Raw genomic sequence first — 13,392 nt, forward strand, 5'->3', positions numbered from 1 at the left:
TTGACCGGCCCGGCGGATCGCCCCCTGACGGTGCGCAATCCGCTGCGGCATGGGCTGGCGGCCTGGGGGCCGGGCCTGCTGGTCATGCTCGCGGACACCGATGCGGGCAATGTCGTCGCCGCGGCGCAGGCCGGCGCGCAATGGAATTTCCGTCTGCTGCCACTGGTCCTCGCGCTTATCCCCGCGCTTTATCTCGTGCAAGAGCTTGCCGCGCGGCTCGGCCTTTTCACGGGAGAGGGCTTTGGCGCATTGATCCGCGCGCGCTACGGGAAAGGCGTCGCGCTTCTGGCGTTCTCCGGGCTGGCGCTGGCGAGTTTTGGAACCTTGGTCACCGAATTTACCGGAGTTGCGGGAATCGGCGAGCTCTACGGGTTGTCCCGCGATGTCACGCTCCCCGCCGCCGGCCTCGCCTTGCTGGCGGTCGCGGCGACCGGCGCCTATCGCCGGGCGGAGCAGGCCGCCCTCGCTTTCGGCCTCTTCGAATGCGCCTTTCTTGTCGTCGCCTGGAAAGCGCGGCCGCATCCCGCCGATATGATGCGAGACTTTTTCCACGCGCCGCTCGGCGATAGCGGCTTTTTGTTCCTGGCCGCCGCTATCGTCGGCTCGACCTTCAATCCCTGGATGGTGTTCTATCAGCAGGCGGCGACCGCGCGCCGCTCCTTGCGGCCCGACGATTTGCCCGCCGTTCGCGCCGATACCGCGATCGGGGCGGTTCTGACGCAGGTTCTGACCGGCGCCGTGCTGATCGCCGCCGCAGCCGCGCTTCATGCCGGGGATCGCGTCCGTGGACTCGCCAGCATTGGCGAAATCGGCGAGGCGCTCGCCGGGGCGCTGGGGCGCGATAACGCGCTGCTCGTGTTCAGCCTCGGTGTGCTGGGGGCGTCCTTCGCGGCGGCCATCGTCGCTTCGCTGGCCTTGTCCTGGGGCGTAGCCGAGGTCTTTCCCGCTTCGGGCGGCTCACGGCGCTTTTTAGGGCTTTACGCCGCCGGCCTCTGCGGGGCGGCGGCGCTCGTGTATTTCGCGCAGGATCTGGTCTGGCTGAACATCGCGGCGCAGGCCGCCAATGCGCTGCTGTTTCCCCTGGTCGTCGGGCTGCTGATCGCCCTGACGGCCAGGGTTCTGGCGCCGCCCCTACGGCTGCGCGGGGCGCGCCATGCGGTCATGACCGTTCTGGCGGCGAGCGTCGGCCTCATAGGCCTGATTGGCGCCGCCGCGGCATTTCGGTGAGGTTGCGATGGTCAAATCCGGCAATCTTTTCACCAACCTGCCGACCGCCCGCGCGGAGGAGGAACTCACGACGCTGCTGAAATTGCCCGGCGCGCGCGTCGAGCGGATCGTTTCGACGGGGCAGGCCAGCCCGGAGGGGTTCTGGTACGATCAGGACTGGACGGAATGGGTCGTCGTCCTGTCCGGCTCAGCCGCGCTTCTCATGGAAGGCGAGGACAGCCCGCGCATCCTCCGGCCCGGCGATTATATCGAGATCCCGCCGCATGTCCGCCATCGCGTCGAATGGACGGAGGCAAGCGCGCCGACTGTATGGCTCGCCGTACATGGAGTTTAAGGACGTCGATCACCCTTCTCGCGGTCGCGGCGCCGGCGTCAGCGCGCCCGCCGCGTCGCGCGCGAGTTTGCGCCGCCAGTTGGGGCGTTCGCGGTCGGTGCCGGGAAGATTGACGCCTGTCGTCTCGCCGAGAAGGTCGTCGATCTGGAACAGGACCAAAGCGGCGTTCGCCTTGGCGATATAGGCGTGGATTGCCGCAACGAGCGCCGGATCGGAATCGTCCGGCTTGAGATCTTCCGCCGCAAGAGCCTTTCGCAGACCGGTCTCGTCGTCGCGGCGGCGCAGGCGTTCGGCCTTGGCGGTCTCGGATGAAATGAGGCCGAGCGCGGCTTTTTCCTCGATGTCCGCGCCCAGCCGCCAGCCGGCCAGCGTCGGCAGGTCGTGGGTCGAGGCGCAGGCCAAAGCCTTATGGGGATAGGCCGAGGGCGGCGCGAAATCGTCGCCGTGGCGCTCGAAAAACAGCACGCGATAGCTCAGCACATTGGCCGCCGCCATTTTCTCGCGAAAGCCATTCGGCACCGTGCCGAGATCCTCGCCGATGACGAGGCAGCGCGCGCGAAGACTTTCCAGCGCCAGTTCGCCGAGAAGATCGTCGAGCGGGTAGGACAGATAAGCACCATCCAGCGCGGGCGCGCCGTCAGGGACAATGAACAGCCGGTCCAGGGCCATGACGTGGTCGATCCGAAGCGCGCCGGCATGACGCATGTTCGCGCGCAACAGGCCGCTGAAGGCGTCATAGCCGGTGCGCGCCAGCGCCAGCGGATTGGGCGGCGGCAGGTTCCAGACCTGCCCGCATTCCGCGAAAGGATCGGGCGGCGCGCCGACCGAGACGCCTTGCATGAACAGGTCGCCTTCCACCAGAACTTCGCACCCATCCGGCGCGGCGCCGACGGCGAGATCGCGAAACAGGCCGAGCGAAAGCCCGGCGGCCTCGCCGCGCGCGGCGGCGCGGGCCAGTTGACGGTCGCACAGCCATTGCTCGAAACAGATCGCGCGAAGTTCTTCGGCATGGTCGCGCGCAAATGCCTCAACATCGGTCGGCCCTTGCCGGGGGGCGCCACGCCGCGCCATGGCTTCGAAAGCCGCGAACAGCCGCAGTCGCGCGCCGCCCTCCGCGACAAAACCCTCGAAGTCGTGCGCCGGGGGGAAGTTAGGATCAGCCGACGCCTTTTGTTCAAAGGCCGAGAAATGTGCGGCGAGCGCGCGGGCTTTCAGCGCCCAGACAGCCGGATAGTCGACCGCGCCGGTCTGCGAGAGAGCCTTGGCCCGCGCGCGCGTTTCCGCATCGAGCGGGCAGGGCAGGCCGGATGTCTCCGCGAGCGCGCCGAGGTCAAGACTGATCGGGTCGAGGAAATTGCGGTCGCTGGGATGATAGGGGCTGGCGCGCTCGCGCTCCTGCGTGAAGAGGGCGTGGAGCGGATTGATCCCGAGCGTCGCATAGCCCGCGCGTCCGGCAGCCTCGACGAGTTCCCCCAGCGTGGTGAAATCGCCAATGCCCTGATCGCCGTCGCGGCGCAGGCTGTAAAGCTGGGCGCTGATTCCGGCCGCGCCGACGTCGAGCGCTTTCGGCCAGTAACAGGCGCGCGGCGCGACTGTCAGATGGCAAAGCATGGTGGGATCGCCGGCGAGAGAGAGCTTGTAACGGCCGATGGGGAGCGGGGGGAGCGTCGCAAATTGCACAGTGAAAAAGCCGCCGTCGCAGGCGCGCTGCTCGGCGCGGCGAAAGGCTTCCGGCGCGATGAGCCGCCGCGCGCCGCTCTCGTCCACGATCTCCAGTTCCGTCCACGTTTCGTCGATGACCAGCGGCGCCTCGATCGTTTCGCCCTCGCGGACAACGAGGGCACGGGGCAGCACACGGCGGTCGCGCTCGCTGGCGAGACGTTTAAGGCTGGCGCGGACCTCGCGCTGCGTCGCTGCATTGAGGCCCATGGCTTGGAGCAAGGCGCGCTTGGTCGAATCCGGCACGACATGGCGCGTCCCGCTGATGTCATGCCAATCGGGCGCCAACCCGGCCGCGCGCGCGAGCGCGTCGAGCGTCTCCGGCGCTGGCGTCTCGTCGAGCCGCGCGGCGTCCTCTTCAGGCGTCTCGATCAGGACCAGCGACGCGCGCGGCGCGACGACCAAGACCTCGCCGCAATCGAAACAGGCGCCGTCCGCCGCGCCATCTTCAGCCCGCGTGTCGAGCGCGCGGCGCCAGAGAAAATTCTCGCGCGGCTGCGGCAGGCGGAAATGCGCCGCCTCCCGCGCCGCGTTGAATAAGATGCCCGCGCGCGAACCGTCGGCATGGAAAAAACTCGCGAGAAAACGGCGCCCGCTTTCCTGCCATTGTCCGTCGCGGAGGATTTCGCCATGGGCGCCGCGCCATTCGACATCGGCGAGGCCGCCGTCCTGCGGCGCGCCGGTCAGGAATCGATCCTGCGTGAAGGCGGGCGTCGATTTGCGCAAGGCGATCAGGGCGCGCGCGCAGGCGACCAGTCGCGCATCGGCGTTTGCCCAGTCGAGCCAGGCGGTCGCATTGTCCTGCGCATAGGCGTTGTTGTTGCCATGCTGGGTCTGCCCGAGTTCGGCGCCCATCGACAGCATCGGCGTCCCGCGCGCGAGCAGGAGCAGGGTCAGCAGGTTGCGCTGGTCGCGCCGCCGCGCCGCGCGAATGTTCTCATCCGCCGTCTCGCCCTCGGCGCCATTGTTCCAGGAGTGATTGGCGTCGGTCCCGTCGCGATTGTCCTCGCCATTGGCCTCGTTGTGCTTGCGCTCGTAGGAGACGAGATCGGCGAGGGTGAAGCCGTCATGGGCGGTGACGAAATTGATTCCACGCGAGGGCGGCTTGCGGTTCTGGAACACATCCGCCGACCCGGCAAGCCGCGTCGCCAGCGCGCCGATCATGCCCGCGTCGCCGCGCCAGAATTTTCGCGCCGCATCGCGGAAATTATCGTTCCATTCGCCCCAGCCTGCCGGGAAGCGCCCGATCTGATAACCGCCCGGGCCAATGTCCCATGGCTCGGCGATCAGCTTGAGGTCGCGCAACAGCGGGTCTTGCGCGATGGCGGCGAGCAGGGGCGCATGGGGGTCGAACCCTTCCATGCGGCGCGCGAGAGTCGTGGCGAGGTCGAAGCGGAAGCCGTCAACGCCGCCGTAAAGCGCCCAGGCGCGCAGGGCGTCCATGGCGGTGCGCAGGGTCGCGGGATGATCGAGCCGCAGGATGTTGCCGCAGCCGGCGTCGTCGATGTAGCGGGCGCGGTCTGCCGGATCGAGGCGGTACGAGACGGCATTGTCCAGCCCGCGCAGGCAGAGCGTCGGACCGTCGCTGTCGCTTTCGCCGCTATGATTGAGCACCACGTCGATCAGCACTTCGAGGCCAGCCGCCTGTAACGCGGCGACGCTCTCCCGCACTTCGCGCCAGCCGCCCGGCGCAAGGCGCGGTTCGGGCGCCATCAGCGCGACGGGGTTATAGCCCCAGTAATTGGTCAGGCCTGCGGCCTGCAAATGCCGCTCGTCGATCCATGCGGCGCAGGGCATGATTTCCAGCGTCGTCACGCCAAGCAGCTTGAGATGCGCGATTGCGACGGGATGGGCGAGGCCCGCGAAGGTTCCGCGCACGGCTTCGGGCAGGCTTTCGAGCGCGCGGGTGAAGCCGCGCACATGCAATTCATAAATGATGGTTTCGGACCACGGAATTTTCCGCCGCTTCGGCGTCGCCTCCTGCGGCGCCGTGGCGACGGCCTTGGGCGCGAAGGGCGCGCTGTCCAAAGGCGAGCAGGCGAAAAAACTCTCGTGCAGTTCGATCGGCCCGTCGAGCGCGAGCGCATGCGGGTCGAGCAGCAGCTTGTTCGGGTCGAAGCGCAGGCCCTCGCCCGGGCGCCATGGGCCATGGGCGCGAAAGCCGTAAAGCGCGCCTTCTTTCAGGCCGGGGACGAATCCATGAAAGACCGGGCCTGTTCGTCCAGGCAACGCGAGGCGCGCGATTTCCTGTGCGCCGCTTGCGCCGAACAGACAGAGTTCGATGCGTTCCGCCGTCTCGGAATAGACCGCGACATTGGCGCCGCCTTCAGTCAGCTTCAGGCCGAGAGGCTCGGGCGAGCCGGGCAGAATCCGCCCGATCAAGCGCGGGCGTCCTGCGCGATCTCACGATAGATATGCGCATAATGACGGGCGGGCTGGGTCCAGCTCACATCGGTCTTCATGCCATTGGTCTGGAGCTTCTTCCACAGGGCCTTGTCGGCATGGAGCGCGTTGCACTTGCGCAACGCGCCCGCCAGGGCATCGGCGGAAACCGGCGAGAATTGCAGGCCGGTGGCGCAATTGGCCAGCACCGCCATTTCATTGGCGTCGATGATGGTGTCGGCGAGGCCGCCAACGCGCGCGACCACCGGCACGGCGCCATAGCGCATCGCGCAAAGCTGGGTGAGGCCGCAGGGCTCGAAGCGCGAGGGCACCAGAATGGCGTCGGCGCCGGCCTGGATGAGATGGGCGAGGCGCTCCTCATAGCCGAAATGGACGCCTACCCGCCCCGGATGGTTCTGCGCGGCGTCCTGAAAGGCGGCCTCCAGCGCGGGGTCGCCGGCCCCGAGCAGCGCGAGCTGGGCGTTGCATTCGGCCAGAACCGGCAGACAGTCGAGCAACAGGTCGAGGCCCTTCTGCCATGACAGGCGGCTGACGACGCCGACTAGCAGACGGTTCGCCTCGTGGGCCAAACCGAGCCGCGTCTGCAGGGCTTTTTTGTTGTCTGCGCGAGCGGCGAGCTTTTTCGCCGAAAAAGGCGCAGCGATCATCGGGTCCGTTTCCGGGTTCCAGACCTCGGTGTCGATGCCGTTGAGGATGCCCGACAACTCGCCGTCGCGCACGCGCAACAGGCCGTCGAGGCCCATGCCGGACGGGCCTTGCTGGATTTCCTCCGCATAGGTCGGCGAGACCGTAGTGATGCGGTCCGCGAGTTGCAGCCCCGCCTTCAGGAAGCCGACCCCGCCGTAATATTCGACTCCTTCAATGGAAAAGGCCTGCGCCGGCAGGCCAAGCGCGGGGAAAATCTCGGCCGGGAACTGGCCCTGAAAGGCGAGATTATGCACAGTCATTACCGCGCCCGGACGCGGCAGTCCGCTGTAATGCAGATAAGCGGCGGTCAGCCCCGCCTGCCAGTCGTGGCAATGGACGACCTGTGGCGCGAAGCCCGCGACGAGGCCCTGGCCGAGCGCGGCGCCAATCCTGGCGAGCGCGGCGAAACGAAAGGCGTTGTCGGTGAAATCGCGGCCATCCGGCCCGGAATAGGGGCCGCCGTCGCGGTCATAGAGATGCGGGGCGTCGAGCACGAACAGATCGAGCGCGCCGGCGCGTCCGGCGAGCAGGCGCGCGGGGCCGCCAAACAGGTCGTCGAAATCCTCGACCGGCTCCGCCTTGTCCAGCGCGGCGAGCACCGGGCGATAGCCGGGGCAGAGCGTGCGCAGCACGACATGCTCGGCATGCAGCGCGCCGGGCAGGGCGCCGGCGACATCAGCGAGGCCGCCAGTCTTGACCAGCGGATAGATTTCGGAGGCGACCGAAAGCGCGGAAATGCTTTTCATGATGGGAGCCGGTCGATCATGGGTTGGGTGACGAGGCACACGCCGGCCTCGGTGCGGCGGAAACGGGCGGCGTCGAGTTCCGGGTCCTCTCCGATCACGAGCCCCTCGGGGATGCGCACGCCGTGATCGACGACGACCTTGGTGAGCCGCGCCCCGCGTCCGATGTTTACGTCGGGCAGCACGACGGCGCTCTCGACCTGCGCGTAGGAATTGACGCGCACGCGGCTGAACAGCAGCGAATTGCGCAGGTTCGAGCCGGAGACGATGCAGCCGCCCGAGACCAGCGACGAAACGGCCTGGCCGCGGCGTCCATCGATGTCATGGACGAATTTCGCCGGGGCGGTGAGTTCGGAATAGGTCCAGATCGGCCAGTCGCGGTCGAAGATGTCCAGCTCTGGCTCGATCTGGGTCAGGTCGATATTGGCCGCCCAATAGGCGTCCACGGTGCCGACGTCGCGCCAATAGGGGGCGACCTCCATGGTCGAGCGCACGCAGGACGAGGAGAAATGATGGGCGCACGCTTTGCCATGCTTGACGATATAGGGAATCAGGTCCTTGCCGAAATCATGGCTGGACAACCCGTTGGCGGCGTCTTCGCGCAGAAGGTCGAACAGGAATTTGGTCTCGAAGACATAGATGCCCATGCTGGCGAGGCAGCGGTCCGGCTTGCCCGGCATGGTCGGCGGGTCTTTCGGCTTTTCGAGGAACGAGATAATGCGGTTGGTGGCGTCGATCCCCATCACGCCGAAGCCGGTCGCCTCCTCGCGCGAGACTTCGAGACAGCCCACGGTCACGTCGGCGCCCTGGTCGACATGCTGCTGGAGCATCAGCTCGTAGTCCATTTTATAGATGTGGTCGCCGGCGAGAATGACGATGAAGCGCGGCTCGTAGTCGAGAATGATGTCGGCGTTCTGATAGACGGCGTCGGCGGTGCCGACATACCACATGTTTTCCGAGATGCGCTGCGACGCCGGCAGCAGGTCGAAGCTCTCGTTGCGCTCCGGGCGCAGGAAGGTCCAGGCGCGCTGCAAATGGCGGATTAGGCTGTGGGCCTTGTACTGCGTCGCGACCGCGATGCGGCGGATGCCGGAATTCAGCGCATTGGACAGGGCGAAATCGACGATGCGCGCCTTGCCGCCGAAATAGACCGCGGGCTTGGCGCGGCGGTCGGTCAGCTCCATCAGGCGCGAGCCGCGTCCGCCCGCGAGCACGAAGGCCAAGGCGTGGCGGGCGAGAGGGGAGTTGGCGGATGGCGGTCTCGATAGCGGAACGGTGAAGGATTTCGTCATCGGGCGTTTTCCTCCGGCGCCTTTTTCGCGGCAATTTTGCACTTGTAATCCAGCTTTGGCCCCGCGGCGTCAATCTGGATCAAGTCTAAAGCTTAGCATCCGGTTCATAGAGCAGATAAATCGCGCCGAGCGGCGGCGCCATCACGCGCGCCGAGGCGGGTTGGCCGTTGTGCGGATCGGCGAAGGCTTCGACGGCGCCGAGATTGCCGAGGCCGCCGCCGCCATAGATCTGCGAGTCGGTATTCAGAATCTCCCGCCAGCGGCCGGCAGCAGGCAAGCCGATGCGATAATCTGGGCGCGGCACGGGCGTGAAATTGACGACGACCGCGACCGGGGGGGCGTCGGGGCCGCCACGCCGAAGCCACGCGAAGACGGAGGCGTCGGAATCGTCCACCACCAGCCATTGGAAGCCTTCGGCCTCGCAATCGCGGGCGTGGAGGGCGGCGTGCGCGCGATAGAGACGGTTGAGATCGCGCACCAGCAGGCTCAGCCCGGCATGGGGCGGATATTGCATCAGGTCCCAATCGAGCGAGCGGTCCTCGCTCCATTCGCGGGTCTGGCCGAAATCTTGCCCCATGAACAAAAGCTTTTTGCCGGGATGCGCCCACATGAAAGCGAAATAGGCGCGGGCGTTGGCGAATTTGCGCCATTCGTCGCCGGGCATCTTGCCGATCAGCGAGCCTTTGCCATGCACCACTTCGTCATGGGAAATCGGCAGGACGAAATTCTCGGCGAAGGCGTAAAGCAGACCGAAGGTCAGGCGATCATGATTCCAGCGTCGGAAAATCGGGTCCTGCGCGATGTAGCGCAGGGTGTCGTTCATCCAGCCCATATTCCATTTGAAGCCAAACCCGAGCCCGCCGGCATGGACCGGCTGGGAAACGCCCGGCCAGGAGGTCGATTCCTCCGCGATCATCAAGGCGCCGGGATAGCGTTCATAGACCAGCGTATTGACCTTCTGCAGGAAGGCGATGGCTTCGAGATTCTCCTTGCCGCCGTGGATATTGGGCGACCATTCGCCGTCTTTGCGCGAATAATCGAGGTAGAGCATCGAGGCGACGGCGTCCACGCGCAGCCCGTCGATATGGAACTGCTCGAACCAGTAGAGCGCATTGACGGCGAGGAAGTTGGCGACCTCGCTGCGGCCGAAATCATAGATCGCCGTGTTCCAGTCCGGCTGGAAGCCGCGCTGCGGATCGGCATGTTCATAGAGCGGCCCGCCGTCGAACCAGGCGAGGCCGTGTTCGTCGGTCGGGAAATGCGCGGGCACCCAGTCGAGGATCACGCCGAGGCCTTCGGCATGGGCGCGATCAACGAAGCGCTTGAAGCCCTCGGCCTCGCCGAAGCGCGAGGTCGGCGCAAACAGCCCGATCGGCTGATAGCCCCAGGAGGCGTCGAGCGGATGCTCGGAAACGGGCAGCAGTTCGAGATGGGTGAAGCCCTGCTCACGCGCATAGGGGATCAGGCTGTCCGCCAGCTCGTCATAGGTCGGGAAGCGATTGTCCTCGCCCCGGCGCCACGAGCCGAGATGAACCTCGTAGATCGACATCGGAGCGCGGCGCGGATCGCTGTTTCCGCGCGCGGCGAGAAAAGCGGCGTCGGTCCAGGGGAAGGCCTTCGTGCTGGCGACGACCGAGGCGGTAGAGGGGCGCAGCTGCGCTTCCTGTCCGAAGGGATCGGCCTTGAGCGGCAGCACCGCGCTGGACGCCGGGAGAATTTCATATTTGTAGAGCGCGCCTTCCGCGACGCCGGGAAGGAAGATCTCCCACAACCCGCTGTCGATGCGCTTGCGCATGGGATGGCGGCGCCCGTCCCATTGGTTGAATTCGCCGACCACCGAGACGCGCTTGGCGTGCGGCGCCCAGACCGAGAAATGCACGCCCTCCGCGCCCTCATGCATCATGTGGTGCGCGCCGAGCCGCCGGTAAAGCTGCAGATGCGCGCCTTCGACCAGCAGATGGTCGTCCATTTCGCCGAGGATCGGGCCGAAGCGGTACGGGTCGTCCCAGTCCCAGCCCCCAGCCTCGCCTTCCGCATGGAAGCGATAGGCGAAGGGGGGGCGGCGGGCGACAAAGCCCTCGAAGAACCCCTCTCCGCCGCGCGCTTCCAGCGCGGCCTGCTCGCCGTCCATGAAAATGACGGTCAGACGCCGCGCGCCGGGCGCGAAGGCGCGCAGCGCGGCGCCTCCGGGGCAGGCGTGCGGCCCCAGCACGGAGAAGGGGTTGGGATGCCGGCCGGCGACAATGGCTTCGACGTCGGCGTCCGGCGCCCAGTTCGGGCGAATGGTCATGTGCGGCGCACCGGAACTTTCCAGATTTCTTCCGCATATTCGGCGATGGCGCGATCCGAGGAGAACCAGCCGGTGCGGGCGGTGTTGAGGATGGCCGAGCGCCACCACGTCTTGCGGTCGCGCCAGCGCCGCCCGACCGCGGCCTGCGCGGCGCAATAGGCGTCGAAATCGGCGGTCACGAGGAAATAATCGTGATAGGTCAGCATGTCGACCAGCGCGGCGTAGCGGTTGCGGTCGTCCGGCGAAAACGCGCCGTCGGCGATGGATTCCAGCACCTCGCGCAGCACGGGCGAGGCGGCGATGGCCTCCTGCGCGTCATTGCCCTGGGCGCGCCGGGCGGCGACCTCCTCGGCGGTGAGGCCGAAGATGAAGATGTTGTCGTCGCCCACGCGCTCCTTGATCTCGACATTGGCGCCGTCGAGCGTGCCGATGGTCAGGGCGCCGTTGAGCGCCATTTTCATGTTGCCGGTGCCGGACGCCTCCATGCCCGCCGTCGAAATCTGCTCCGACACGTCGGCGGCCGGAATGATCACCTCGGCCAGGCTGACATTGTAATTGGGCAGGAACACCACCTTCAGCAGATCGCGCACCGTGGGGTCGTTATTGACCACGCGCGCCACGTCATTGGCGAGCTTGATGATCAGCTTGGCCATATGATAGCTCGCGGCGGCCTTGCCGGCGAAAATTTTCACCCGCGGCACAAAGTCGCGCATCGGTTGCGCGCGGATCTCGTTATAGAGCGCGATGGTCTCCAGAATATTGAGCAATTGCCGCTTGTATTCATGGATGCGCTTGATCTGCACGTCGAACAGGGCGTTGGGATCGACCTTGATCAGCATCCTGTCGGCGATGAGATTGGCCAGCGCCGCCTTGTTGGCCTGCCGCGCGGAGGAATAGCGCGCCTGGAAATCGAGGTCCGAGGCGAGCGGCTCCAGCTTTTCCAGTTCCGAGGCGTCGTCATAGAAGCCCTTGCCGATTGTTTCTTCGAGCAGCCGCGTCAGATGCGGATTGGCCTCGAACAGCCAGCGGCGGAAGGTGACGCCATTGGTCTTGTTGACGATGCGGTCCGTAAAAATCTCGTGCAGGTCGCGGAACACGGTCTCCTTGACCAGTTCGGAATGCAGCGCCGAGACGCCATTGACCTTGTGCGAGCCGAGGAAGGCGAGATGGCCCATGCGGACATGGCGCCCGTTGTGCTCGTCGATCACCGACAAGGCCGAAAGCTTGCCCGGATCGTTCACGCCATCGGCGCGCAGCTTGTCGAGATGCCGGGCGTTGATGAGATAGATGATCTGCATGTGGCGCGGCAGCAGCCGCTCCATCAGCGGCGCCGGCCAGGTTTCGAGCGCCTCCGGCAAGAGCGTATGGTTGGTGTAGGAGAAGGTCGCCTGCGTGATTTCCCAGGCGCGATCCCATTCCAGCCCGTAAACGTCCACCAGCAGGCGCATCAATTCGGCGACGCCGATGGCCGGATGGGTGTCGTTGAGCTGGATCGCGACCTTGTCGGCAAGCGTGTCGATGTCGCCGTTCTGCTTCAGGTGGCGGCGGATGAGATCCTGCAGCGAGGCCGAGGCGAAGAAATATTCCTGCCTCAGGCGCAGTTCATGGCCGGCGGGGGTCGAATCGCTCGGATAGAGGATCTTGGAAATGGATTCCGCGCGCACCTGATCGGCGAGCGCGCCGACATAATCGCCCTGGTTGAAGACGTCGAGGCGCAGCGGGTCCTGCGCGCGCGCCGACCACAGCCTTAACGTGTTGACCTGGACTCCGCGCCAGCCGACCACCGGCGTGTCATAGGCGACGGCGACGACCGTTTCGGACGGGCGCCAGATCTGTGCGGGCGGTCCGTGGGGACGCGGGGCGCTGTCCACCACGCCGCCAAAGCCGATGTTGTAATTGACCTCGGGGCGCGGAAACTCCCACGGATTGCCGAAATCCAGCCAGTCCTCGGGAAATTCATGCTGCCAGCCGTCGCTGATGGTCTGACGGAACAGGCCGTGGTCGTAGCGGATGCCATAACCGTGGGCGGCGATGGACAAGGTCGCCATGCTCTCCATGAAACAGGCGGCGAGGCGCCCGAGGCCGCCATTGCCCAGTGCGGCGTCCGGTTCGACATTGCGCAATTTGTCGAGGTCAATGTCGAGCCCGGCGAGGGCCGCGCGCATCGGCTCGACGAGGCCGAGATTGGTGAGCGAATCCATCAGCAGGCGACCGATGAGGAATTCGAGCGACAAATAATAGACGCGGCGGCGATTCTCGCGATAGGCCTCGCGCACCGAGCGCATCCAGTCATTGACGATCTGGTCGCGCGTCGCCAGAGCCACGGCGATAAACCAGTCGCGCTCGCTGGCCGTGTTGCGGTCCTTGCCGACGGAATAATTCAGCTTCTCCAACACCGCGTCGCGCAATTGCGTGATCCTTGCCGCGCGATCTTCGGCAGAGGCGTCGATTTCGGGGTCTTGTCCGTGCGCGGCGGGAGAGGCGAGTTCGTTCATGGGCGAAAAATTCCAATTGGCGGCGCGGCGGAAGGAGCGCGCCATTCTGCTGGTCGAGGATTAGACGGCTTTCTTCCCGGAAGATCAAACAGAAGCCAGACTTGACGATCAAACAGAGGCCAGACTTGCGCCGCCGTCAAGAACAGCCGGCGGGCAAAGAAAAGGCGGCTTCGCCTGAGCAAAGCCGCCTGAATTCATTTTG

At 66.1% G+C, this 13,392-nt stretch carries 7 protein-coding genes; 2 read left to right on the forward strand and 5 right to left on the reverse strand.

The features are described from left to right. Complete coding sequence (locus tag QM467_RS03105; protein WP_283364835.1) at window positions 1–1,227, forward strand: NRAMP family divalent metal transporter; 1,227 nt, start codon at window positions 1–3, stop codon at window positions 1,225–1,227. 7 nt (window positions 1,228–1,234) lie between these two features. After that, complete coding sequence (locus QM467_RS03110; protein ID WP_283364836.1) at window positions 1,235–1,561, forward strand: cupin domain-containing protein; 327 nt, start codon at window positions 1,235–1,237, stop codon at window positions 1,559–1,561. 9 nt (window positions 1,562–1,570) lie between these two features. Here the strand turns inward: QM467_RS03110 and glgX are convergent, their stop codons facing one another. The 5 genes from glgX to QM467_RS03135 all read right to left on the reverse strand — a co-directional run bounded on the left by glgX (window position 1,571) and on the right by QM467_RS03135 (window position 13,190). Beyond that, entirely contained in the window at window positions 1,571–5,662 is a 4,092-nt protein-coding gene (gene glgX / locus QM467_RS03115) for a glycogen debranching protein GlgX (RefSeq protein WP_283364837.1), read from the reverse strand. Continuing rightward, window positions 5,659–7,116 (reverse strand): glycogen synthase GlgA, encoded by a 1,458-nt coding sequence (gene glgA / locus QM467_RS03120; RefSeq protein WP_283364838.1) that lies wholly within the window; start codon window positions 7,114–7,116, stop codon window positions 5,659–5,661. Before glgA ends, glgX begins: the two co-directional genes overlap by 4 nt. Further along, window positions 7,113–8,405 (reverse strand): glucose-1-phosphate adenylyltransferase, encoded by a 1,293-nt coding sequence (gene glgC / locus QM467_RS03125; protein ID WP_283364839.1) that lies wholly within the window; start codon window positions 8,403–8,405, stop codon window positions 7,113–7,115. Before glgC ends, glgA begins: the two co-directional genes overlap by 4 nt. A gap of 85 nt (window positions 8,406–8,490) precedes the next feature. Further along, a complete protein-coding gene (gene glgB, locus QM467_RS03130; RefSeq protein ID WP_283364840.1) occupies window positions 8,491–10,695 on the reverse strand; it encodes a 1,4-alpha-glucan branching protein GlgB in 2,205 nt (734 codons plus the stop codon). Continuing rightward, the gene (locus tag QM467_RS03135; RefSeq protein ID WP_283364841.1) at window positions 10,692–13,190 is read right to left on the reverse strand and encodes a glycogen/starch/alpha-glucan phosphorylase; all 2,499 of its coding nucleotides are present in this window, start codon (window positions 13,188–13,190) and stop codon (window positions 10,692–10,694) included. The genes glgB and QM467_RS03135 overlap by 4 nt, the downstream gene beginning before the upstream one ends. Window positions 13,191–13,392 lie beyond the last annotated feature (202 nt).

It is taken from the genome of Rhodoblastus sp. 17X3 (assembly GCF_030056575.1).
In the GTDB taxonomy this organism is placed as follows: Bacteria; Pseudomonadota; Alphaproteobacteria; order Rhizobiales; family Beijerinckiaceae; genus Rhodoblastus.

Excerpts from the sequence above, each read along its gene's own strand:
- glgA (WP_283364838.1), bottom strand. The coding sequence starts at position 7,116 with ATGAAAAGCATTTCCGCGCTTTCGGTCGCCTCCGAAATCTATCCGCTG.
- glgB (WP_283364840.1), bottom strand. The coding sequence starts at position 10,695 with ATGACCATTCGCCCGAACTGGGCGCCGGACGCCGACGTCGAAGCCATT.
- QM467_RS03135 (WP_283364841.1), bottom strand. The coding sequence starts at position 13,190 with ATGAACGAACTCGCCTCTCCCGCCGCGCACGGACAAGACCCCGAAATC.
- glgC (WP_283364839.1), bottom strand. The coding sequence starts at position 8,405 with ATGACGAAATCCTTCACCGTTCCGCTATCGAGACCGCCATCCGCCAAC.
- QM467_RS03110 (WP_283364836.1), top strand. The coding sequence starts at position 1,235 with ATGGTCAAATCCGGCAATCTTTTCACCAACCTGCCGACCGCCCGCGCG.